Here is a 21,656-nt window from a genome sequence, read left to right as displayed (position 1 = left end):
TCTGATTTGTAGCAAGATTTTTCATGAAATCCGCCCGGCGCCCTTGAGCGAAGCAAAGTGGAAGTGAACAATGTTCGCTTTCGCATTTCCTTCGAGACTGGCCATGAAAACCCGTTCCCGTCTGCTTGCCTGGCTGCCGGCCATATTGCTCGGCCCGGTGCTGGCGCTGTGTAGCACTTTGGCCCTGGCCGAAGCCCCTGCCGAGGCCACCAAGGCCCTGCACCTGCTCGACTACATTGGCGCCGACTACCCGCCTACCGTGCAGGCCGGCAAGGTGATCGATGATGGCGAATACCGCGAGCAGCAAGAATTCAGCACGGTACTGGCCGAGTTGGTCAAAGGCCTGCCTGCCAATGTCGAGCAAGCAGCGCTGGAGCAAGGTGTTCAGGCACTGCGTCAGGCCATCGACCAGCGTCAGGACGGCCCAACGGTGGCCAAACAGGCCCGTCAGCTGGGGGCGCGCCTGGCAGTGGCCTATGAGGTCAGCCAAGCCCCGGTCATCACGCCTGACCCAACCCGTGGTGCTTCGCTGTATGCGCAGAACTGCTCGATCTGCCACGGCGAAACCGGTGCAGGTGATGGCCCGGCAGGCGTCGGCCTGCAGCCCGCCCCGGCCAACCTGCGCGATGTCACGCGCCTCGACCAGTTGAGCCTGTTCGATCTTTACAACACCTTGGCGCTGGGCATCGACGGCACCGAGATGCCTTCGTTTGCCGATCAGTTGGACGATCGCCAGCGCTGGGACGTAGCCGCCTACATCGCCAGCTTCACCGCCAAGCCGGACGCCGGCAAAGGCGACAAGACCTGGAATATCGCCGACCTGGCGCGCCAGACCCCAGCCGAAGTCGCCGCCAGCGAAGGCCCCACGGCCGTGGAGGCCTTCCGCGCCCAGCGCGCCCAGCCGCCGCAGGTAAAGCGTGGCCCAGCGCAATTGCTCGAATATACCGCCAGCACCTTGGACAAGAGCCTGGCCGCCTACCGGGCAGGTGACCACGACCAGGCCTATGACCTGTCGGTGGCAGCCTACCTGGAAGGCTTCGAACTGGTGGAAAGCTCGCTGGACAACATCGACACCCAAGCGCGCAAGGACACCGAGAAATCGCTGATGGCCTACCGCCAATCGCTGCAGGACGGCCTGCCCGTGGCCCAGGCCGAACAACGCCTGAGTGAAGCCAAGGCCAAGCTGGAGCAGGCTTCCAGGCTGCTGGGCAGCGATGGCCTGAGCTGGTCGTTGAGTTTTGTATCCGGTTTGCTGATCCTGCTGCGCGAAGGCCTGGAGGCCATTCTGGTGCTGGCGGCGATCCTGGCCTTCCTGCGCAATACCGGCCAGCAGTCGGCGGTGCGCAGCGTCAACATTGGCTGGGGCCTGGCGCTGGTGGCTGGTTTCGCAACCTGGGCGCTGGCAGCCTACGTGATCGACGTCGGTGGCGCCCAGCGCGAACTGCTGGAAGGCTGCACGGCGCTTTTCGCCGCGGTGATGGTGCTGTGGCTTGGCGTGTGGATGCACGATCGCCGCCATGCCGCGGCATGGAAGGACTACATCAAGAGCAGCCTGGTCAGTGGTGGCGGGCGCTTCGGCTTTGCCGTGCTGGCGTTCTTCTCGGTTTACCGCGAACTGTTCGAAGTGATCCTGTTCTACGAAACCCTGTGGCTGCAGGCCGGCCCAGCGGGGCACCAGGCGGTGCTGGCGGGTGGTGCCACGGCGCTGGTGCTGTTGGTGGGATTGGCCTGGGTGATCCTGCGTGGCTCGGCCAAGCTGCCGCTGTCGCTGTTCTTCAGCATCAACGCCGCGCTGCTGTGTGCCTTGTCGGTGGTGTTCGCCGGGCATGGCGTGAAGGCCCTGCAGGAGGCCGGGGCGCTAGGCACGCGGCCGGTGGCGTTCTTCGAGTTCGACTGGCTGGGGATTCACGCTGATGCCTATTCGCTTTCGGCGCAAGCGGTGGCGTTGCTGGCCATCGTGTTCCTGTACGGGCGCTCACGGCTGGTGGAAAAGCGCAGGGTAGCGGCCAACTGATTGGGGCCGCGCTGCGGCCCATCGCCGGCAAGCCAGCTCCCACCCCGAACGCATCGTTTTCAAGCCGTGTGCAGTACCTGTGGGAGCTGGCTTGCCGGCGATGGGCTGCAGCGCAGCCCCTTGCGATCCTGGATCAGGCCGGTTGTGGTGCTTTGAGAATGTTCTGCAGCAACTGGACACTTTCGACAGCGTCATGACCCAGGCTGGTCAGGTAACCGCCATCAGGTTGATCGGTCAGCCCCTTTTCATGCAAGCGTTGCGCAGCGGCAACCAGAGCGGGGGAGGCGTTCTTGTGAATCTTGATGCCTTCCTGGCTGCTGTCGTGTTTGAACAGCGCGAGTACTTCCAGTTCGTCGATCAAATCGGGGGTAAAAGGCATGGCGACTCCTGACTTCCAGACAAGGATTGCGGCACTTTCTACGGTGCCTGATCTTCGAGTGTAGCCGGGTTATTCGTCGTCGCCTTGATCCATCTCAGGCGGCAGCTCCGGCAGTGCCCGCAGCGCGTTCTCATACCACTGGCCGTTGAACGCACGGTCCTCTACCAGCATGTTGTCGATCTCGAAGGCCAGCACATGGGCCATCAGGTTCAGAATGTCTTCACGCTCATAGCCGACCAGCGTCAGTTTGTTGAAAGTGGCCTTGGCTGCAGGCGGCTCGCCGCTTTCGATCTGGTTTTCGATGGCCTGGGTCAGCGTTGCCTCGGCGAAGGCTTCGTCGTCGTCATTGTCGATGTCGGTGGGCTCGCTCATCGCGGTACTCCTAGGATGGGATGCAACAGTGTGCCATGCCTATGGCGGCAATGCCCGGGCATTGACGGGGTGCATGACGCTGGTCAGTAGCAGGTGTTCAGTCTATAAAGGCCACGCCCACCCCTTACGGCCTGGAGGCTGTTTCGTCATGCTCAAGCTTTATGGATTCTCGGTCAGCAACTACTACAACATGGTCAAGCTGGCCTTGCTCGAAAAAGGCCTGCCTTTCGAGGAAGTCACCTTCTATGGCGGCCAGGCGCCACAGGCGCTGGAAGTGAGCCCCCGGGGCAAGGTACCGGTGCTTGAAACCGAACATGGCTTCCTCAGCGAAACCAGTGTGATCCTCGACTACATCGAACAGACCCAAAGCGGCAAGGCATTGCTGCCGACCGACCCGTTCGGGCAAGCCAAGGTGCGTGAGCTGCTCAAGGAAATTGAGCTGTACATCGAGCTGCCGGCGCGTACCTGCTACGCCGAGTCGTTCTTTGGCATGTCGGTCGAACCGCTGATCAAAGAGAAAGCGCGTGCGGACCTGCTGGCCGGGTTTGCCACGCTCAAGCGCAACGGGCGCTTTGCGCCCTATGTTGCGGGCGAGCAGTTGACGCTGGCAGACCTGATGTTCTGCTTCTCGGTCGACCTGGCCAACGCGGTGGGCAAGAAGGTGCTGAACATCGACTTCCTGGCGGACTTCCCGCAGGCCAAGGCGTTGCTGCAGCTGATGGGGGAGAACCCGCACATGGCGCGGATCTTGGCGGACAAGGAAGCGTCGATGCCGGCCTTCATGGAGATGATCCGCAGCGGTAAACGCTAAGATTTGTGTTGGTCATTCGCGGGTAAACCCGCTCCTACAGGTACAGCTCAACCCTTTGTAGGAGCGGGTTTACCCGCGAACGAGGGCGAAGCCCTCGCAAACAGGCCTCAACGCGAAGCCAGCAGGTCCTTGCCACGAACGACGGCAGCACGCACCTGCGCCGGCGCCGTACCACCAATGTGGTCACGCGCATTCACCGAACCTTCCAGAGTCAGCACGGCAAACACGTCCTGCTCGATCTGGTCGCTGAATTGGCGCAGTTCGTCCAGGCTCATCTCGGCCAGGTCCTTGCCAGTGTCCACACCATACTTCACCGCGTGGCCAACGATCTCGTGACAGTCACGGAATGGCAGGCCACGGCGAACCAGGTAGTCGGCCAGGTCGGTAGCGGTGGAGAAACCGCGCAGGGCCGCTTCACGCATGATGGCGTGCTTGGGCTTGATCGCCGGGATCATGTCAGCAAAGGCACGCAGCGAGTCGCGCAGGGTATCGGCGGCGTCGAACAGCGGTTCCTTGTCCTCCTGGTTGTCCTTGTTGTAGGCCAGCGGTTGGCCTTTCATCAGGGTCAGCAGGCCGGTCAGGGCGCCAAATACGCGGCCGCTCTTGCCACGTACCAGCTCTGGCACGTCCGGGTTCTTCTTCTGCGGCATGATCGAGCTGCCGGTGCAGAAGCGGTCCGGAAGGTCGATGAACTGGAACTGCGCGCTGGTCCACAGCACCAATTCTTCGGAGAAGCGCGAAAGGTGCATCATCGCTACGCTGGCAGCGGCGCAGAATTCGATGGCGAAATCACGGTCCGACACGCCATCCAGCGAGTTGCCGGCCACGGCTTCGAAGCCCAGCAGCTTGCAGGTCAGTTCACGGTCGATGGGGTAGGTGGTGCCGGCCAGTGCGGCGCTGCCCAGAGGCATGCGGTTGGTGCGCTTGCGGCAGTCGACCAGGCGCTCGTAGTCGCGGCTGAGCATTTCGAACCACGCCAGCAGGTGGTGGCCAAAGGTGACCGGCTGCGCCGTCTGCAGGTGGGTGAAACCAGGCATGATGGTTTCGGCTTCACGCTCTGCCTGCTCCAGCAGGCCCTGCTGCAGGCGGGTGATTTCGCCCAGGATCAGGTCGATTTCGTCGCGCAGCCAAAGGCGGATGTCGGTGGCCACCTGGTCGTTGCGGCTACGCCCGGTGTGCAGCTTCTTGCCGGTGATGCCGATGCGGTCGGTCAGGCGTGCTTCGATGTTCATGTGCACGTCTTCGAGGTCGACACGCCAGTCGAAGTTGCCGGCTTCAATCTCGCCCTGGATGGTTTTCAGGCCATCGATGATGGTGTCGCGCTCGGCATCACTGAGCACGCCGACCTGCGCCAGCATGGTGGCATGGGCAATCGAACCCATGATGTCGTGACGGTACAGGCGCTTGTCGAAATCTACCGAGGCGGTGAAACGGGCGACGAAGGCGTCGACGGGCTCACTGAAGCGGCCGCCCCAGGACTGATTGGTCTTGTCGGTGCTCATGGATTCACTCATTGCAGGCGTGAACGAAAAAGTGGCGCCGATGATAGCAGGGTTGGGCTGGTTGCCGCAGGGCGCCGGTCGAGAGAAATACCCGGAAAATCGCAGAGAAGGATTTCAAGGAATGAACGGCAGTGTTCCACGGACCGTCTACAGTTGGACAAAGGACTGGCAGTGAATCTGCCGGGCCGAGTGAATCTTTGGCCATCGCACCGGTCTAGAGCGTGACCGCAGTGTCGCTCGAACCACACCTGTCTACGCTATACCTGTGCGAGACTCATTCAGGAATCCAGCGCAATTATGAATGTCCTGATCGTTGATGATGAACCCCAAGGCCGTGAACGCCTCAGCCGGCTGCTCGGCGAACTGGAGGGTTACACTGTGCTGGAGCCTAGCGCCACCAACGGCGATGAGGCCTTGGCGCTGATTGAAAGCCTCAAGCCCGATGTGGTCCTGCTGGACATCGGCATGCCAGGCCTGGATGGTCTGCAGGTTGCCGCCCGTCTGTGCGAACGCGAGGCACCACCCGCGGTGGTGTTTTGCTCCGGGGATGATGAATACGGTGCAGAGGCATTCAAGGACAGTACCCTCAGCCATGTGACCAAGCCCTTCCAGGCCCAGGCCTTGCGCGATGCCTTGCGCAAGGCCGAAAAACCCAACCGCGCCCAATTGGCGGCGCTTACCCGGCCGGCCAATGAAGGCGGCGGACCTCGCAGCCATATAAGCGCCCGCACGCGTAAAGGCATCGAACTGATTCCGTTACCCCAGGTGATCTATTTCATAGCCGACCACAAGTATGTGACCTTGCGTCACGAAGCCGGGGAGGTGCTGCTTGACGAGCCACTCAAAGCCCTGGAAGACGAATTTGGCGAACGCTTCGTGCGCATCCACCGCAATGCGTTGGTCGCCCGCGAGCGTATCGAACGCTTGCAGCGCACCCCACTGGGGCATTTTCAGCTGTATCTGAAAGGCCTGGACGGCGATGCCCTGACTGTCAGCCGTCGCCATGTGGCCGGTGTGCGCAAGATGATGCAGACCCTCTGACGCCCCTGGACTTGGGCCGCTTCTGTACCTGACTGCGTGTGACCTGTTGATCCGTATCTGCAAGCGATACCGGGGATGCTGTTATGATCGACGGTATTTCTCTGGATCGGGGCGTTTCATGTCCACTCGCGAAATCCGCATTGCCACCCGTAAAAGTGCTTTGGCCCTGTGGCAGGCCGAATACGTCAAGGCCCGCCTCGAGCAGGCCCACGCCGGTCTGCAGGTGACCCTGGTGCCCATGGTCAGCCGCGGTGACAAGTTGCTCGACGCACCGCTGGCAAAAATCGGCGGCAAAGGGCTGTTCGTCAAGGAGCTGGAAACCGCGCTGTTGGACAACGAAGCTGACATCGCCGTGCACTCGATGAAAGACGTGCCCATGGACTTCCCCGAGGGCCTGGGCCTGTACTGCATCTGCGAGCGTGAAGACCCGCGTGATGCCTTCGTTTCCAATACCTTTGACAGCCTCGAAGCACTGCCGGCCGGCAGTATCGTCGGTACCTCAAGCCTGCGCCGTCAGGCCCAGTTACTGGCGCGCCGCCCGGACCTGCAAATCCGTTTTCTGCGCGGCAACGTCAACACCCGCCTGGCGAAGCTGGATGCCGGCGAGTACGACGCCATCATCCTCGCCGCAGCGGGCCTGATCCGTCTGGGCTTCGAAGACCGCATCACCTCCACCATCAGCGTCGATGACAGCCTGCCGGCAGGAGGTCAGGGCGCGGTGGGCATTGAGTGCCGCAGTGCCGACGTTGAGATCCATGCACTGCTGGCGCCACTGCACCATGTCGACACCGCTGACCGGGTCATGGCGGAGCGCGCGCTGAACAAACGCCTGAATGGTGGCTGCCAAGTGCCGATTGCCTGCTACGCGGTACTTGAAGGTGACCAGTTGTGGCTGCGTGGCCTGGTCGGCCAGCCTAGCGGCGGGACCTTGCTGGTGGCCGATGCCCGTGCACCCCGTGCCGCCGCCGAGGCCTTGGGTGTACAGGTGGCCGAAGACCTGCTGGGGCAGGGCGCCGAGGCCATTCTGAAGGAAGTCTACGGCGAGGCCGGTCACCCGTGAGCCAATGGCGCCTGTTGCTGACCCGGCCTGCCGAGGACTGCGCGGCGCTGGCGCAAAGCCTGGCGGCAGCGGGCGTGGGCAGCAGTTGCCTGCCGCTGCTGGCAATTGAACCTATTACCGTGCAAGCCCCACAGCGACTGTTGCTGGAAGGCTTGCATGACTTCCAGGCGATCATTGTGGTCAGCAAGCCGGCCGCCCGGCTGTTGCTTGAGCATCTGGCCGAGGCCCGCATCCGGCCTCCGCAGCGAGGCTGGTTCACCGTGGGTGAGGCAACCGCCGGGGTGCTGCAGGGTGCTGGGCTGGAGGTAAGCTTTCCGCCGCGTGGCGATGACAGCGAAGCCTTGCTGGCATTGCCGGCCCTGCGCCAGGCACTTACCGAGCCGGCACCGCGTGTGTTGATCGTTCGCGGCGTCGGAGGTCGCGAACTGCTGGCAGAGCGTCTTGCAGAGCAAGGTGCTAGTGTCGAATATCTGGAACTGTATCGTCGCTGCCTGCCGGCCTACCCGGCGGGTACGCTGATGCGCCGCATTGAAGCGGAACGCCTCAATGGCCTGGTGGTCAGCAGTGGGCAGGGTTTTGAACATTTGCAGCAGATGGCCGGTGGCGATTGGCTGCGGCTGGCCCAGATGCCGCTGTTCGTGCCCAGCCCGCGGGTCGCCGAGCAGGCCAAGGCCGCCGGGGCCCAACAGGTTGTGGATTGCCGTGGCGCCAGTGCCACGGCCTTGCTGGCAGCCGTGCAGCGTAGCGCTGCACCTGCCTCTTAAGGCGCTAAGCTGAATGCGGTGCGCCCCCATGCAAAGGATGGATACGTGAGCGAGACTGTCTTGTCCAATAACGATCAACCGTCGGCTCAGGCGCCTACGGAACCCGTTACCACCCCACCTGCCAAGCGCTCCGGCAGTGGCCTGGCAGCACTGGCCTTGCTGCTTGGCGCAGCCGGGGTGGCGGTAGGTGGCTGGGGTGTCTGGCAGGTGCGTCAACTGCAGGGCAGTGAGTTCGACCAAGGCCAGCACATCGAGGCGCTGAACCAGCGCGCCGAGGCGCTGCAGCAACGTGAACAGCAGATCAGTGCGCAACTGGCCAGTTTGCCCGCCGCCAGTGAGCTGGAAGACCGCCGGCGTTTGGTTGCCCAGCTGCAGGGCGACCAGCAGCGTCTCAGTCAGCGCCTGGAAACCGTGCTGGGTGAAAGCCGCAAAGAGTGGCGCCTTGCCGAAGCCGAGCACCTCCTGCGCTTGGCTACCCTGCGCCTTTCGGCGTTGCAGGACATCACCAGTGCCAAAGCCCTGGTCGAAGGCGCCGACGAGATCCTACGCGAGCAGAGCGACCCGGGTGCCTTCGCCGCTCGCGAGCAACTGGCACGCAGCCTGGCCACGCTCAACAGCACTCAGCAACCGGACCGTACTGGCCTGTTCCTGAAACTGGCTGCACAGCGTGAGCTGGTACAGCAGCTGAGCGCCCAGTCACCCGAGTTCGACAGTAACGCCGATGCGCTTGGCGCTCTGACCGCCGACGGTGATGGTGCCAGCAGGCTGTCGCAGTGGTGGGCAGAAATATCCAAATACTTCCAGATCGACTTCAATGCCGATGAAAACGTGCGGCCGTTGCTGGCCGGGCAGCAACTGAACCAGCTGCGCCTGGCCCTGAGCCTGACTATCGAGCAGGCCCAGTGGGCGGCGCTCAATGGTGATGCCAAGGTTTACACGCAGGCGCTGGACGACGCCCGCAGCGTACTGCTGGCCAACTTCAACGCCGACAACCCGCAAAGCAAGGCCATGCTCGACAGCCTCAATGCCTTGGCCGAGCAGCCGGTGTCGGTGGTTACCCCTGACCTGAGTGAAAGCCTGGCGGCAGTGCAGGCTTATATCCAGCGCCGTCACCTGCCGGCCGAGGCTGTAGGGGGCAAGCCATGAAGCGTGTCTACCTGTTGGCCGTGCTTGCGATCGTGGTTGCTGCGGCACTGGGCATAGCGGTCGCCAAGCATAGCGGCTATGTACTGATTTCCTATGGTGGCTTCCGTTATCAGTCGGGGCTGTGGGCAGCCTTGGCGGGTATTTTGGCGGTCGTCCTGCTGCTTTGGTTGCTGCGCTATCTGGTGGGCCTGGTGCTGACTTCCAGTGGTGTGGTCAACCCGTGGTCACGGCGTAACCGCAGCCGACGTATCCGCCTGGCGATCGAACAGGGCCAGCTCGATCTTGCCGAGGGCCGCTGGGCCAGTGCCCAACGGCACTTGCACCGTGCCGCCGAGGCTGAGCGCCAGCCGTTGCTGTACTACCTTGGTGCCGCGCGTGCTGCCAACGAGCAAGGCCGTACCCAGGACAGCGACAACCTGCTGGAGCGTGCCCTGGAGCGCCAGCCGCAAGCGGAGCTGGCCATCGCCCTGACCCATGCCCAGTTGCAAATGGACCGTGGCGAAAGCGATGGGGCCCTGGAAACCCTGCTGGCCATGCAGGAGCGCCACCCGCACAACGGCCAGGTGCTGCGCTTGCTGCAACGCCTGCACCTGGAGCGCGGCGACTGGTCTGCACTGATCCGCCTGTTGCCCGACCTGCGCAAAGGTAAAGTGCTGCCTGCCGCCGAGCTGGCTGCTCTGGAGCAACGTGCCTGGGGCCAGAACCTGAGCCTGGCTACTACCCGTGGCGACGACGCGCTCAGTGCACGCCAATCCTTGGAGCGCGCATGGCAGCAGTTGACCGCAGCCCAGCGCCAGGAGCCGCAACTGGTGCTGGCGTACGCCGAACAATTGCGCCAGGTGGGTGCCCAGAACGAGGCCGAACAGGTACTGCGCACGGCCCTCAAGCGCGACTACGAAAGCCATCTGGCCCGCCTTTACGGGCTGGTGCGTGGTGATGACCCGGCACTTCAGTTGCAAACCGCTGAAGGTTGGCTCAAGGCTCATCCGCAAGATGCCAGCCTGCTGCTGACCCTAGGTCGCCTTAGCCTACAGAACCGCCTGTGGGGCAAGGCGCGTGACTACCTGGAAAGCAGCCTGCGCATGGAGCGCAACCCCGAGGCCTGTGCTGAGCTGGCCCGCCTGCTCGCGGGGCTGGGCGAGACCGAGCGCAGCAACCAGCTATTCCAGGAGGGTCTTGGCCTGCTGGACGAACGCCTGCTGGCGCTGCCCTTGCCAGAAGGCGTTCGCGCCTGACCCACCCCAAGGCCCGCGCCAAGGCGCGGGCTTTGGGGGAAGGTAATTTATCTATTGCTGCCAGTTAGTTCTGCAGTCCATTTCTTCCGGCGCTTCCTACCGCATCGTTGGAAATTTCCTACGCGATTCAGGGACTTGTCGTTGCTGTCGTGCCTTGAAACAAAGCGTGTCTTTCCTCTACCGTTTCAAGCCACTACTTTTTCCACGGGACCTTAACCGCCCATGCTGCCGGCCCGTTTGCGCACCTTTTTCCTTCCTGCCTGCCTGGTCGCACTGGCGGTAATGGTTGCATCTTTGCGACTGGAAAACATCGTAGGGCTGATGCCGTGCCCATTGTGCCTCAGCCAACGGTTGCTGCTTGGCGTGTACGCGCTGCTGTGCTTCGCAGCCGTGCTGCAGGCGCCGGGCACGCTGGGCGTCCTTCGTTATGCTCGCCTGATGCTGGGCTGCTCGCTGGCCGGCGCATCGCTGGCAGCGCGGCATGTCTGGTTGCAGGGGACAGAGGGGGGCAATGATGTATGCCCGGTGCCGATCGGGCGAGTGTTCGAGCAATCCTGGGGTGAAGCGGCACGGCAACTGCTGCTGGGTGGCCCGGATTGCCGTTCGCTTGCCTGGAGTTTTCTCGATCTGACACTGCCGGAATGGAGCCTGTTGGCTTTCCTGCTGTTGGCGGTGCTGCCCTTGAGTTGCCTGCTGGCGTATCGTTTCCGCACCCTGGCAAGAACATGATCTGGCGCAAGGTTGTGCCATTAGCGCGACCAATGGTGATATGACAGGGTATTAAACACTTGTATGAACTTTGTGTGCTGCGTACCTTGAAGGGCAGCACGCGCGGGAATAATCTCCCAGCACGCATACCGGAAAAACAACTGCTCGATGCCGTCCTGCTGATGTCACCTTTGTGCTGCGCGGTCGTGGTGCGAGGTGCAGCGGCATCTACCCAGAAGGGAAGTGATCGCCATGCTCGATAGTTGTCAGAACGCCCAGGAACGCTGGGGTGGGGTTCACCAGCTGATCGACCGTTGGCTGGAGGAGCGCCAGGAACTGGTGCAGGCTTTCCGCGCCCTGCGCGATGTGAGGCCAGCCTTCGCCGACAAGGACACCAACGGGGACTTTTGCGCACTTCTGGTCGACTACGTTTCGGCGTGGCACTTCGAAGTTTGCGAGCAACTGGTCAGCGAGGCCAAGGCGTTCGGAGACGAGAAGGCTTTGAAGCTGGCCGAAGAGATCAACCCACGGATCAACGACAGTACTCAGATCGCACTGGCCTTCAACGACCATTGCGCCAAGGGGGAGTGCAAGGACACCGAACGCTTTGCCGAGAAGCTGGCCAAGTTGGGCGGGTTGCTGCATGAGCGCTTCGAGCTTGAAGACTGCCTGATCGAAGTGCTGCACAACGCGCACAAGGAAGAGGGCGCAGTCGAGGCCTGACGGTTGGCGTCAGTCGCCAACCGCCAGCAGTTCGATCTCGAATACCAAGGGGGTGAAGGGTGCAATCAGGTCTCCCGCCCCCTCGGCGCCATAGGCTTGCGCTGAAGGGATTACCAGGCGCCATTTGGCACCGGCGTGCATCCTTGGCAAGGCCACCTGCCACCCTTCGATCACCGACTCCAGGCTGAACCACTGGGGTGCCTCGGTCTGGTCGAACACCGAGCCATCCGGCAGCCTGCCCACATAGCGCACTTGCACTTTGCCGCCTGCTTTGGGCTGCGCGCCTGTGCCGGGCTGCAGCTCACTGTAGAGCACACCTTCCGGCAGTTCGCGTACCCCATAACGCCCACGCTCGTTGGCCATGAAACGTATTTCGGCCGCCTGCAACTTTTGTGTGGCTGCGTCACCTTCCTGCGCCTCGTGTTGCTGCAGCACCGCCTGCATACGGGCCTTGTCGAGCTTCAAGGGTTGCCCCTGATAGGACTGCTTCAGGCCTTCGACCAGTGCGTCCAGTTGCAGGCCAGGCATGTCCTGGCGCAGGCGTTCACCCAGGCTGGCGCCCAGGCTGTAGGCGAGGTCATGGTCGTTGCTGTCGGCCATTGCAACTGGCACCAGCAGGCATAAACCTAAAACAAGATATCGAGGCAACGCCTGACTCCCAAATACCAGCAATGATTAATTCAGCAACTACACTTTCACGCAGCTGCAAGATAACAACTTTGCCCAGGCATGCAACGCGGTGTAAATGTTACGGTCAACATGCCCTAGCGGCGGTAGCAGCAGAAGCATAGTATGAGCCGCAATCTCGTCAGCCAGGAGGTAAACCATGTCGGCCAAAAAGAAGCCAGTAAGTACGCCGTTACACCTGCTCCAGCAACTTTCGGGCAGTCTGCTCGAGCACTTGGAAGAGGCCTGCTCGCAAGCGCTGGCTGATGCGGAAAAACTGCTGGCAAAGTTGGAAAAGCAGCGTGGCAAGGCGCAGGAAAAACTGCACAACGGTCGCCTGAAACTGCAAGACGCGGCCAAGGCAGGTAAAGCCAAGGCGCAAACCAAGGCGCAAAAAGCCATCGGTGAACTTGAAGAACTGCTCGAGTCTCTCAAGGAGCGTCAAACCCAGACTCGCTCCTACATTCAGCAACTCAAACGCGATGCTCAGGACAGCCTCAAGCTGGCTCAGGGTGTAGGCAAGGTACGCGAAGCTGCAGCCAAGGCCCTTGAACTGCGTGCGGCTAAACCCACCAAACCCGCTGCGGCCAAACCAGCTGCCAGGGCGACCGCTGCGGCCAAGCCAGCCGCCAAGGCGAGCGCTGCCGCCAAGCCTGCGGCCAAACCAGCCGCCAGGGCGAGCGCTGCCGCCAAGCCTGCGGCCAAACCAGCCGCCAGGGCGACCGCTGCCGCCAAGCCTGCGGCCAAACCGGCTGCCAAGGCGACTGCTGCCGCCAAGCCTGTGGCCAAACCGGCTGCCAAAGCGACTGCTGCCGCCAAGCCTGCGGCCAAACCGGCTGCCAAGGCGACTGCTGCCGCCAAGCCTGCGGCCAAACCGGCTGCCAAGGCGACTGCTGCCGCCAAGCCTGCGGCCAAACCGGCTGCCAAGGCGAGCGCTGCCGCCAAGCCTGCAGCCAAACCAGCTGCCAAGCCGGCCGCAAAACCAGCTGCCGCCAAACCCGCCGCCAAGCCTGCTGAAGCCACACCCGCTACACCGGCCGCCGCAACCAACTCGGTGAGCCCGGCTGCTGCAGCACCGTCGGCATCTGCGAGTGCTCCGGCTCAGGCCCCTTCGGCGTCCTGAAGCGCAGCCGCTGCGACGCGCAACCGAACGAGCGCGTCATGATGCAGAGCCTGGTCCGGTGCCAGTCGGGCCAGCCAGTCGTCCGCGGGCTCATGGGAGCCCACGGGCCACTGTCGCGAGCGTTCCTGCAAGCGCTCCAGCAAGGCTTTTTCAGCCTGCAGCTCCAACCCCTTCACCTGTTCACGCAATGCCGCCAGTTGGGTATCACCTGACGCTGTGGCTCGCCATTGCTGGCGCAGGCTGCGTAGCGGGGCGACCACGTCACGCTGCCAGGGCTCGGCAAGTTCTTGCAGTGCTTGCGCGCGTTCGCCCAGTGCGGCCACTCCACGTGCTTGCAGCCAGGTCGCGCACAGCAGCAGGCAGACATCGCCACCCAGTGCCTGCAGTTCAAGGCAGGCGGCTTCTACGCCGGGCCTTGCATACAGGGTCAGGGCGTAATTCCACAGGTCGGTGTGCATGGTTCCACTCGCGCTATGGGCCGAGGAAGCTGGTAGACTCCGCGACCATCATGATCAGACTATCCAACCTCACTTTACAGCGTGGTCCGCAGCGCTTGCTAGAAGGCGCCGAGATGACCCTGCACGCCGGTCACAAGGCCGGCCTGATCGGCGCCAACGGCGCCGGAAAATCCAGCCTGTTCGCCTTGCTGCGCGGTGAGCTGTCGCCCGATGCCGGTGACTGCCAACTGCCCGGCGACTGGCGCATCGCCCACATGCGCCAAGAGGTCGACACCCTCGACCGCCTGGCTGTGGACTATGTGCTTGATGGCGACGTGCGCCTGCGCAAGGTCCAGGCCGAACTGGCCGCGGCTGAGCAGGCCCACGACGGCACCGCCCTGGCGCGCCTGCACAGTGAGCTGGAAAGCGCTGACGGCTATACCGCCGACGCCCGTGCGCGCAAGTTGCTGGCTGGGCTGGGCTTCACCAACGAACAGATGGACCGCCGTGTCGGCGATTTCTCTGGTGGCTGGCGGATGCGCCTGAACCTGGCCCAGGCACTGATGTGCCCGTCCGACCTGTTGCTGCTCGACGAGCCCACCAACCACCTCGACCTCGACGCGATCCTGTGGCTGGAAGACTGGCTCAAGGGCTACCCCGGCACGTTGTTGCTGATTTCCCACGACCGTGACTTCCTCGATGCCGTGGTCGACCATGTGCTGCACGTCGAGCAGCGCAAGCTCAACTTGTACAAAGGCGGCTACACCGCCTTTGAGCGCACCCGTGCCGAGCGCCTGGCGCAGCAGCAGCAGGCCTACGAGAAGCAGCAGGCGCAGCGCGCGCATATGGAAAAGTACATTGCCCGCTTCAAGGCGCAAGCCACCAAGGCCCGCCAGGCGCAAAGCCGGATCAAGGCCCTGGAGCGCATGGAAGAGCTGTCGGCGGCGCATGTCGATTCGCCGTTCGACTTTGTCTTCCGTGAATCGCAGAAAATTTCCAGCCCGTTGCTGAGCATGTCCGAAGGCTACCTGGGTTACGGCGACAAGGCCATCCTCGACAAGGTCAAGCTGCAGCTCACTCCGGGTGCCCGTATTGGCCTGCTCGGGCCCAACGGCGCCGGCAAGTCGACCCTGATCAAGAACCTTGCAGGTGAGCTGGAGCCGTTGTCGGGCCGTCTGGTTCGTGGTGAGAACCTGGCTGTAGGCTATTTTGCCCAGCACCAGCTGGACTCGCTGGACGACAAGGCCAGCCCGCTGCTGCACCTGCAGCGCATCGCCCCTGCCGAGCGTGAGCAGACGCTGCGCGACTTCCTTGGCGGCTTCGACTTCCACGGTGCCCGCTGCGACGAGCCGGTGGTTAACTTCTCCGGTGGCGAAAAGGCCCGCCTGGCACTTGCGCTGATTGCCTGGGAGCGGCCAAACCTGCTGCTGCTTGACGAACCGACCAACCACCTGGACCTGGAAATGCGCCTGGCACTGACCATGGCCTTGCAGGAGTTTGCCGGTGCAGTGGTGGTGGTATCCCACGACCGTCACTTGCTCAAGAGCACCACTGATGACTTCCTGCTGGTGGCCGACGGCAAGGTCGACACCTTCGACGGCGACCTGGAAGACTACAGCCGCTGGCTGGTCGAGTACCGCCAGCGCAGCGCGCCGGCCAGTACTGCACCGGCTAACCCGGACAAGACCGACAAGAAAGCCCAGCGCCAGGCTGCCGCAGCCTTGCGTCAGCAGTTGGCACCGCACAAGAAGGCTGCCGACAAGCTGGAAACCGAGCTCAACCAGGTGCACGCGCAATTGGCCGAGATCGAGACCGCGCTGGGTGATGGTGGCCTTTACGACGCGGCGCGCAAGGACGAGTTACGCGACCTGCTGGCGCGCCAGACCCGGCTCAAGCAACGCGAAGGCGAGCTGGAGGAGGCCTGGATGGAGGCGCTGGAAACCCTTGAAAGCATGCAGGCCGAACTCGAGGCGTTGTCCTGATGGAGGAACTGCGTTCGCTGCTGCCAGGGCAATGGATGGACACCTTATGGCTGGGTTTGCAGATCCTCTTGATCCTGGCCGCGGCGTTCGTCCTGCAGCGCATCATTGCGCGCGGGTTGAGCCGCCTGGGCCAGCGTTACCCGTTGCCGCCGGAGCTGCTGGTGCCGGTGCGCGGTGGCCTGCGCTGGCTGATCATGGGCAGCGCGCTGCTGTTCGTGCTGGAGCGGCTGGGTGTTTCGGCGACCGTGCTGTGGACGGCCTTGTCCGGCTTTGTCGCGGTGGCGGCAGTGGCTTTCTTCGCCATGTGGAGCGTGCTGTCAAACCTGCTGTGCGCGGTATTGATCTTCACGGTCGGGCCGTTTCGCATCGGTGATGTAGTCGAACTGGTCGATACGCTGGACAAGCCAGGCGTGAAAGGCCGGGTGATTGCTATCAACCTGCTGTTTACCACCCTGCTGGAAATGCCCGAAGCGGGCGGGGCGCTGGTGCAGGTGCCCAATAGCCAGTTCTTCCAGAAGTCGGTGCGGCGCTGGCGCGGGGCCGAGGTACAGGCTCTGCACAAAGACCCGGCTGCCGAAGCTGACTGAACCTGTACGCGCCCGCGAAGAGGCCAGGTCAGGCACCACAAATCCATTAGAAATCGCTGGTTATTTTTTCGCCAAAACCTTAGCTTAACGTTTTGCAACAAATGCTCGAGCGAGGTGTGTGATGTCGATGGAAGTATGGTTAGGCTTCTTTGCCGCCTGCTGGGTGATCAGCCTTTCACCCGGTGCCGGGGCTATTGCGTCAATGTCCAGCGGCCTGCAATACGGCTTCTGGCGTGGTTACTGGAACGCCCTGGGCCTGCAGTTGGGCCTGATCATGCAGATTGCCATCATCGCTGCCGGCGTCGGTGCCGTCCTGGCCGCCTCGGCCACGGCGTTCCAGGTCATCAAGTGGTTTGGCGTCGCCTACCTTGTGTACTTGGCCTACAAGCAGTGGCGTGCCCTGCCGATGGACATGAGCGATGAATCAGGCGTGCGCCCGATCGGCAAGCCGCTGAGTCTGGTGTTTCGTGGTTTCCTGGTCAACATCAGCAACCCCAAGGCGCTGGTGTTCATGCTGGCGGTGCTGCCGCAGTTCCTCAATCCCCATGCGCCGCTGCTGCCGCAATATGTGGCGATCACCGTGACCATGGTCACTGTCGACCTGCTGGTGATGGCGGGGTACACCGGGTTGGCTTCGCATGTGTTGCGCATGTTGCGCACGCCCAAACAGCAGAAGCGTTTGAACCGCACCTTTGCCGGGTTGTTCCTTGGTGCCGCCACCTTCCTCGCGACCTTGCGCCGCGCGCCGGTCTGACAGACCGCATACAGGCCTTTCGCGGGCAAGCCCGCGATTGGCCCATCACTCTTTTTCCTTGTCTACCAACCCCTTCAACAGGTCTATCGGCAGCGGGAAGACGATGGTCGAGCTCTTGTCCCCGGCAATCGTCCCCAGTGTCTGCATATAGCGCAACTGCATCGCCCCTGGCTCCTTGCTCAGCATTTGCGCAGCTTGCATCAGTTTCTCCGACGCCTGCAGTTCACCTTCGGCGTGAATCACCTTGGCCCGACGTTCGCGCTCGGCCTCAGCCTGGCGGGCGATGGCGCGTACCATCGACTCGTTCAGGTCAACGTGCTTGATCTCGACGTTGGCCACCTTGATGCCCCAGGCATCCGTCTGCGCATCCAGCACCTGACGGATGTCCAGATTCAGTTGCTCGCGTTCTGCCAATAGCTCATCCAGCTCGTGCTTGCCCAGCACTGCACGCAGGGTAGTCTGGGCCAGCTGGCTGGTCGCCACCAGAAAATCCTCAACCTGAATGATCGCTTTCTGCGGGTCGAGCACGCGAAAGTACAACACCGCGTTGACCTTGACCGAAACGTTGTCTCGAGTGATCACATCCTGCGGCGGCACATCCAGTACCACTGTACGCAGATCGACCCGTACCATTTGCTGGATCACCGGGATCAACAGGATCAGCCCCGGCCCTTTGACCTGCCAGAAGCGCCCCAGCTGGAACACCACGCCGCGCTCGTATTCGCGCAGGATGCGAAACGCCGACAGCACCAGCATGGCCAGCACGATCAGAACGGCGCCGAAACCGACTTGCATGAACATGGTCATTCTCCTTGCGTCGCTGGGGCGGCGGCGCTCACTTCCAGCATCACGCCATGGCGCGCGGTCACCCGTACGTTCTGGCCAGTTTGCAGCGGCGTTGCGCACTGCACTTGCCATTGCTCGCCCTGCGCCAGCACGACACCACAGAAGGGGTTGCTTGCCATCACCTGGGTGATGGTGACCAGGCTGCCGACCAGGTCAGCGTCGCCGCTGACCAGTGCTCGTCGGCGGGCCTTCAGGGCCATGCCCAGCACGCCACCAATCAGCAGTGCCGAGAGCAGCGCCAAGGCGCCGATCAAGGCCAGCGGGATGCCGAAACCGGGGGCGTCGGTGTCGATCAGGATCAACGCGCCGACCACAAAGGCAGCAATGCCGCCGAAGCCGACCACGCCGAAACTGGGCAGGAAGGCTTCGGCGATCATGAAGGTGATGCCAAGCAGGATCAGCGCCACCCCGGCGAAACTCACCGGCAACAGCTGCAGCGCATACAGCGCCAGCAGCAGGCAGATACCACCGACCACGCCGCCCACCGCAGAACCGGGGTTCATGAATTCGAACAACAGGCCGTAGACGCCGATCATGATCAGGATCAGCGCTACGCTGGGGTTGGTGATGACCGCCAGAAACCGTGTGCGCCAGTCCGGCAGGTGTTCGACCACGCTGGCGCCTGCGGTCTGCAGCTGGTGTGGCTGGCCAGCCACCTGGAGCGTTTTGCCGTCGAGCTTGCGCAGCAGGTCGGGCAGGTCATCGGCCACCTGATCGATCACGTTCAACCGCAAGGCCTCGCTGGCGGACAGGCTGACCGCCTCGCGCACGGCCTTTTCCGCCCAGTCGGCGTTGCGGCCACGCAGCTGCGCCAGGCCACGGATGTAGGCGGCGGCGTCGTTGACCTGTTTGCGTGCAAGGGTTTCATCATCGCCGCCTTTGGCCTTGTCATCATTGGGCGTGCCAGGCGGGCCGCCGATCTGCACCGGCGTGGCAGCGCCCAGATTGGTCCCGGGCGCCATCGCTGCGACATGGCTGGCGTAGAGCATATAGGTGCCGGCGCTGGCGGCGCGGGCGCCGCTGGGGGCAACGTAGCTTGCGACTGGTACGGGGCTGGCGAGAATCGCCTTGATCATCTGGCGCATGGCGCTGTCCAGCCCGCCCGGGGTATCCATGCGGATAACCACCAGTTGCGCGCCTTGCGCCTGGGCCTGGCCGAGGCTGCGCACCAGGTAGTCGGCGCTGGCCGGGCCGATGGCGTCGTCGATGCCCAGCACCCACACCGCGCCGGGCGCTGCCTGGCCACCTGGCGTGAGGCCAAGCAGCAACAGCAGCAACAGCCAGCGCCAGCAGCGGGCGATCACCTGTCGTCACCTCATTTGCGCGTATTACACAAGTTTAGCCCCGCCCGCCCGTACCCGGCCTAAAATTGGAGATTGGGGGGCGAAACCGGAGGTGCATCATGCGTATGGCAAAGACCCTGCAGGCCCGCCTGGACAAGGCCAACTGCGACTACGACATCATTCCCCACCCACATTCGGCCACCAGCCTGGAGTCGGCACGAACGGCCGGCGTGCCCGCCGAGCGGGTCGCCAAGTCGGTGATGCTCGATGACCGTCATGGCAACTACATCATGGCCGTGCTACCGGCCAACCGGCACCTGGACATGACCAAGGTGCGTATGTCCGGGGCCTGGCATCTGACCCGTGAAAGTGGTCTGCCGAGCCTGTTCAATGACTGCGAACGCGGAGCCGTGCCGGCCCTTGGCGATGCTTACCAGATAAAAATGCTGCTCGACCCGAGTCTTACCCGCCAAGGCGATGTCTACCTGGAAGCGGGTGACCACGATCACCTGATTCACATGAGCATGGAGCAGTACATGAAGCTGGTGCCGCACGCCGAAGTGCGCGAGCTGTGCTGATGTTTTCAAACCAATGCCAGGCGGGCGTCGTGGACGGCTTGCCTGGCGCCCAGGAGGAACCATGGAAGCGCCGATCCATCCCTTTGCCGACCTGTTCAAGCAGTTGGGCTTGCCCGACGATCCCACGAGTATCGATCAGTTCATCACCAGCCATTCCCCGCTGAAGAACGAAATAAAGCTGGTGGATGCGCCGTTCTGGACCGACTCCCAGCGTGCATTTCTCAAGGACAGCATCATTGAAGATTCCGATTGGGCCGTGCCCTTCGATCAACTCAACGAAGCATTGCGCCGCCCCCGAAAATAAAGCGCCGAGCGGCACCTGACGAGTGATCGGCCGTTGCTATGCTCAGGAAAAACAATAAGGGGATAGCGCGATGAAAGATCCCTACGCACCAGGTTTCTGGTGTTCCGTGACGATCCTGGGCACCCTGACGGCCAGTTACTTCTATGGCATCAGACAGACGCAACAGATGAACCAGGCCGTGAATTTCCTGTATGCCGCTGCCGCAGTCACGGTTGCGGTTGCACTGGTGGCGCTGACATGGATCGCCTGGCAGCAGTTGCACCTGAACAAGCGCGAAGTGGTGCAGGGGCGAACGTTGCTGACCATCTGGAACACCAAGGTTGCGCTACGCCGCGTCGAGACGGTTTTCGACCGTTATTTCTGGGGCAGCTACTGGCATTCGGGGCGTACCTTCGAAGAGGTCATGGGCGAGCTCAGGGGCACTCCGCTGGAGCAGAGCCTGGATGCGCTGAAGCGTCAGTGCCGGGTGCTCGACCGCGAAATCCATGACCGCCATCACCACTGGCTGGCCAACGCTCGCGACCTGTCCAGCGTGGCCCAGGCGATGGCTCGTGAACGCTACCAGCTGGACCTCGGCGAGCCCACGCACAGCGGCCACGGCAATACGGCAGTGCTCAACCGTGACCTGGAAGTGCTGGTGTACACCTGGTCGGCGCGCTTGCGTAGCTTCGACCATCAGCTGGACGAACTGGAGCGCGCCTACCATTGAGGCGCTTCATTCGCCGCGGATGTACTGCTCCATTTGCTTGATCAGGTTCGCCTGTTCGTCAATGGTTTCCTTGACCAGGTCGCCGATCGACAGCAGGCCGAGCAACCTGCCGTTGTCGACCACCGGCAGGTGGCGCAGGTGCCGGTCGGTCATCAGGTTCATGCAGTAATCGAGTTTTTGCTTGGGCTCCACGGTGACCACCGGTGCGCTCATGATTTCGCGTACCGGCGTGGCAGCGGAAGAGCGGCCCTTGAGGACCAGTTTGCGCGCATAGTCCCGCTCACTGACGATACCCACCACCTGGTTGCCCTCGACCACAGGCAGCGCACCGACGTTTTTCTCCGCCAGCAGTTTCAGGGCGTCGAGCACCGAGTCATCCGGGCCGATGGTGTAGACGGTCTGGTGCTGGGACTTGGTCTTGAGGATTTGTTCGACGGTCTTCATACGGGCCTCTGCGGGTGAAAGAAAGCACTGTCTCGGAGTAACTAAAGCATCCGGTACGGCGCTCTGCACGGCAATGCAGGAAACGGCATGGAGGCGATTGAAAAACGTCATTGCTGTTCGCTTGTAGCGGGCGGTGGGGGGGGGGCGGCCCGCCCCCCCCCCCCCCCCCCCCCCCCCCCCCCGCCCCG

At 62.8% G+C, this 21,656-nt stretch carries 24 protein-coding genes; 16 read left to right on the top strand and 8 right to left on the bottom strand.

Annotated elements, in window-relative coordinates; genetic code table 11:
• Window positions 1-70: 70 nt before the first annotated feature.
• Window positions 71-2,014 (top strand): cytochrome c/FTR1 family iron permease, encoded by a 1,944-nt coding sequence (locus LVS58_RS24245; protein WP_233693140.1) that lies wholly within the window; start codon window positions 71-73, stop codon window positions 2,012-2,014.
• 133 nt (window positions 2,015-2,147) lie between these two features.
• Here LVS58_RS24245 and LVS58_RS24240 read toward each other — a convergent pair whose 3' ends face one another.
• Window positions 2,148-2,393, bottom strand: a complete 246-nt coding sequence (locus LVS58_RS24240) for a TIGR02647 family protein (protein WP_233693139.1) — start codon at window positions 2,391-2,393, stop codon at window positions 2,148-2,150.
• Between the two features lie 69 nt (window positions 2,394-2,462).
• Window positions 2,463-2,765, bottom strand: a complete 303-nt coding sequence (locus LVS58_RS24235) for a hypothetical protein (protein WP_233693138.1) — start codon at window positions 2,763-2,765, stop codon at window positions 2,463-2,465.
• 148 nt (window positions 2,766-2,913) lie between these two features.
• On the opposite strand from LVS58_RS24235, the gene LVS58_RS24230 reads away from it, so the two are divergent.
• Entirely contained in the window at window positions 2,914-3,576 is a 663-nt protein-coding gene (locus LVS58_RS24230; protein WP_233693137.1) for a glutathione S-transferase, read from the top strand.
• Between the two features lie 107 nt (window positions 3,577-3,683).
• Here the strand turns inward: LVS58_RS24230 and argH are convergent, their stop codons facing one another.
• Complete coding sequence (gene argH, locus LVS58_RS24225; protein WP_233693136.1) at window positions 3,684-5,078, bottom strand: argininosuccinate lyase; 1,395 nt, start codon at window positions 5,076-5,078, stop codon at window positions 3,684-3,686.
• Window positions 5,079-5,375: 297 nt separating this feature from the next.
• Between argH and LVS58_RS24220 the strand changes: the two genes are divergently transcribed.
• The 7 genes from LVS58_RS24220 (at window position 5,376) to rsd (ending at window position 11,755) form a co-directional block, all read left to right on the top strand.
• A complete protein-coding gene (locus tag LVS58_RS24220; protein WP_021782553.1) occupies window positions 5,376-6,119 on the top strand; it encodes a LytR/AlgR family response regulator transcription factor in 744 nt (247 codons plus the stop codon).
• 118 nt (window positions 6,120-6,237) lie between these two features.
• Window positions 6,238-7,179, top strand: a complete 942-nt coding sequence (hemC, locus tag LVS58_RS24215) for a hydroxymethylbilane synthase (protein ID WP_233693135.1) — start codon at window positions 6,238-6,240, stop codon at window positions 7,177-7,179.
• The gene (locus LVS58_RS24210; protein WP_233693134.1) at window positions 7,176-7,943 is read left to right on the top strand and encodes a uroporphyrinogen-III synthase; all 768 of its coding nucleotides are present in this window, start codon (window positions 7,176-7,178) and stop codon (window positions 7,941-7,943) included. The genes hemC and LVS58_RS24210 overlap by 4 nt, the downstream gene beginning before the upstream one ends.
• A gap of 45 nt (window positions 7,944-7,988) precedes the next feature.
• Entirely contained in the window at window positions 7,989-9,089 is a 1,101-nt protein-coding gene (locus LVS58_RS24205; protein WP_233693133.1) for a uroporphyrinogen-III C-methyltransferase, read from the top strand.
• Window positions 9,086-10,324 carry a heme biosynthesis protein HemY gene (locus LVS58_RS24200; protein ID WP_233693132.1) on the top strand — a complete coding sequence of 413 codons (1,239 nt, stop codon included), beginning with the start codon at window positions 9,086-9,088 and terminating at the stop codon, window positions 10,322-10,324. Before LVS58_RS24205 ends, LVS58_RS24200 begins: the two co-directional genes overlap by 4 nt.
• A gap of 222 nt (window positions 10,325-10,546) precedes the next feature.
• Window positions 10,547-11,053, top strand: a complete 507-nt coding sequence (locus LVS58_RS24195) for a disulfide bond formation protein B (RefSeq protein ID WP_233693131.1) — start codon at window positions 10,547-10,549, stop codon at window positions 11,051-11,053.
• Between the two features lie 231 nt (window positions 11,054-11,284).
• Window positions 11,285-11,755 (top strand): sigma D regulator, encoded by a 471-nt coding sequence (gene rsd, locus LVS58_RS24190; protein ID WP_233693130.1) that lies wholly within the window; start codon window positions 11,285-11,287, stop codon window positions 11,753-11,755.
• 9 nt (window positions 11,756-11,764) lie between these two features.
• Here rsd and LVS58_RS24185 read toward each other — a convergent pair whose 3' ends face one another.
• On the bottom strand, window positions 11,765-12,403 hold the full coding sequence (locus LVS58_RS24185; RefSeq protein WP_233693129.1) for an FKBP-type peptidyl-prolyl cis-trans isomerase: 639 nt from the start codon (window positions 12,401-12,403) through the stop codon (window positions 11,765-11,767).
• Between the two features lie 178 nt (window positions 12,404-12,581).
• Here LVS58_RS24185 and LVS58_RS24180 point away from each other — a divergent pair, with 178 nt between their 5' ends.
• Window positions 12,582-13,544: an AlgP family protein gene (locus LVS58_RS24180; protein ID WP_233693128.1), complete on the top strand. Its 963-nt coding sequence runs from the start codon at window positions 12,582-12,584 to the stop codon at window positions 13,542-13,544.
• On the opposite strand, the gene LVS58_RS24175 is transcribed toward LVS58_RS24180, so the two are convergent.
• Window positions 13,523-14,002, bottom strand: a complete 480-nt coding sequence (locus LVS58_RS24175) for a TIGR02444 family protein (RefSeq protein WP_233693127.1) — start codon at window positions 14,000-14,002, stop codon at window positions 13,523-13,525. The two genes, LVS58_RS24180 and LVS58_RS24175, sit on opposite strands and share 22 nt — an antisense overlap.
• 50 nt (window positions 14,003-14,052) lie before the next feature.
• On the opposite strand from LVS58_RS24175, the gene LVS58_RS24170 reads away from it, so the two are divergent.
• The 3 genes from LVS58_RS24170 (at window position 14,053) to LVS58_RS24160 (ending at window position 17,304) form a co-directional block, all read left to right on the top strand.
• On the top strand, window positions 14,053-15,963 hold the full coding sequence (locus LVS58_RS24170) for an ATP-binding cassette domain-containing protein (protein ID WP_233693126.1): 1,911 nt from the start codon (window positions 14,053-14,055) through the stop codon (window positions 15,961-15,963).
• Window positions 15,963-16,550, top strand: coding sequence for a mechanosensitive ion channel family protein (locus LVS58_RS24165; RefSeq protein WP_233693125.1), 588 nt, complete (start codon window positions 15,963-15,965; stop codon window positions 16,548-16,550). Before LVS58_RS24170 ends, LVS58_RS24165 begins: the two co-directional genes overlap by 1 nt.
• A gap of 121 nt (window positions 16,551-16,671) precedes the next feature.
• Window positions 16,672-17,304 carry a LysE family transporter gene (locus tag LVS58_RS24160; protein ID WP_233693124.1) on the top strand — a complete coding sequence of 211 codons (633 nt, stop codon included), beginning with the start codon at window positions 16,672-16,674 and terminating at the stop codon, window positions 17,302-17,304.
• Window positions 17,305-17,349: 45 nt separating this feature from the next.
• On the opposite strand, the gene LVS58_RS24155 is transcribed toward LVS58_RS24160, so the two are convergent.
• Both LVS58_RS24155 and LVS58_RS24150 read right to left on the bottom strand, forming a co-directional pair.
• Window positions 17,350-18,105 (bottom strand): slipin family protein, encoded by a 756-nt coding sequence (locus tag LVS58_RS24155; RefSeq protein WP_014861487.1) that lies wholly within the window; start codon window positions 18,103-18,105, stop codon window positions 17,350-17,352.
• Between the two features lie 2 nt (window positions 18,106-18,107).
• Window positions 18,108-19,454: an NfeD family protein gene (locus LVS58_RS24150; RefSeq protein ID WP_233693123.1), complete on the bottom strand. Its 1,347-nt coding sequence runs from the start codon at window positions 19,452-19,454 to the stop codon at window positions 18,108-18,110.
• A gap of 98 nt (window positions 19,455-19,552) precedes the next feature.
• Between LVS58_RS24150 and LVS58_RS24145 the strand changes: the two genes are divergently transcribed.
• The 3 genes from LVS58_RS24145 (at window position 19,553) to LVS58_RS24135 (ending at window position 21,024) form a co-directional block, all read left to right on the top strand.
• The gene (locus LVS58_RS24145; protein ID WP_003255874.1) at window positions 19,553-20,011 is read left to right on the top strand and encodes an aminoacyl-tRNA deacylase; all 459 of its coding nucleotides are present in this window, start codon (window positions 19,553-19,555) and stop codon (window positions 20,009-20,011) included.
• Between the two features lie 61 nt (window positions 20,012-20,072).
• Complete coding sequence (locus LVS58_RS24140) at window positions 20,073-20,315, top strand: DUF2789 domain-containing protein (protein WP_233693122.1); 243 nt, start codon at window positions 20,073-20,075, stop codon at window positions 20,313-20,315.
• Between the two features lie 70 nt (window positions 20,316-20,385).
• Window positions 20,386-21,024 carry an NADH:ubiquinone oxidoreductase subunit N gene (locus LVS58_RS24135; protein ID WP_233693121.1) on the top strand — a complete coding sequence of 213 codons (639 nt, stop codon included), beginning with the start codon at window positions 20,386-20,388 and terminating at the stop codon, window positions 21,022-21,024.
• A gap of 6 nt (window positions 21,025-21,030) precedes the next feature.
• Here LVS58_RS24135 and LVS58_RS24130 read toward each other — a convergent pair whose 3' ends face one another.
• Window positions 21,031-21,468, bottom strand: coding sequence for a CBS domain-containing protein (locus LVS58_RS24130; RefSeq protein WP_233693120.1), 438 nt, complete (start codon window positions 21,466-21,468; stop codon window positions 21,031-21,033).
• Between the last annotated feature and the right edge of the window lie 188 nt (window positions 21,469-21,656).

Source organism: Pseudomonas sp. JR33AA (assembly GCF_021378985.1).
Taxonomy (GTDB): domain Bacteria; phylum Pseudomonadota; class Gammaproteobacteria; order Pseudomonadales; family Pseudomonadaceae; genus Aquipseudomonas; species Aquipseudomonas alloputida.
This window is presented reverse-complemented; position numbering and strand designations above follow the sequence as displayed.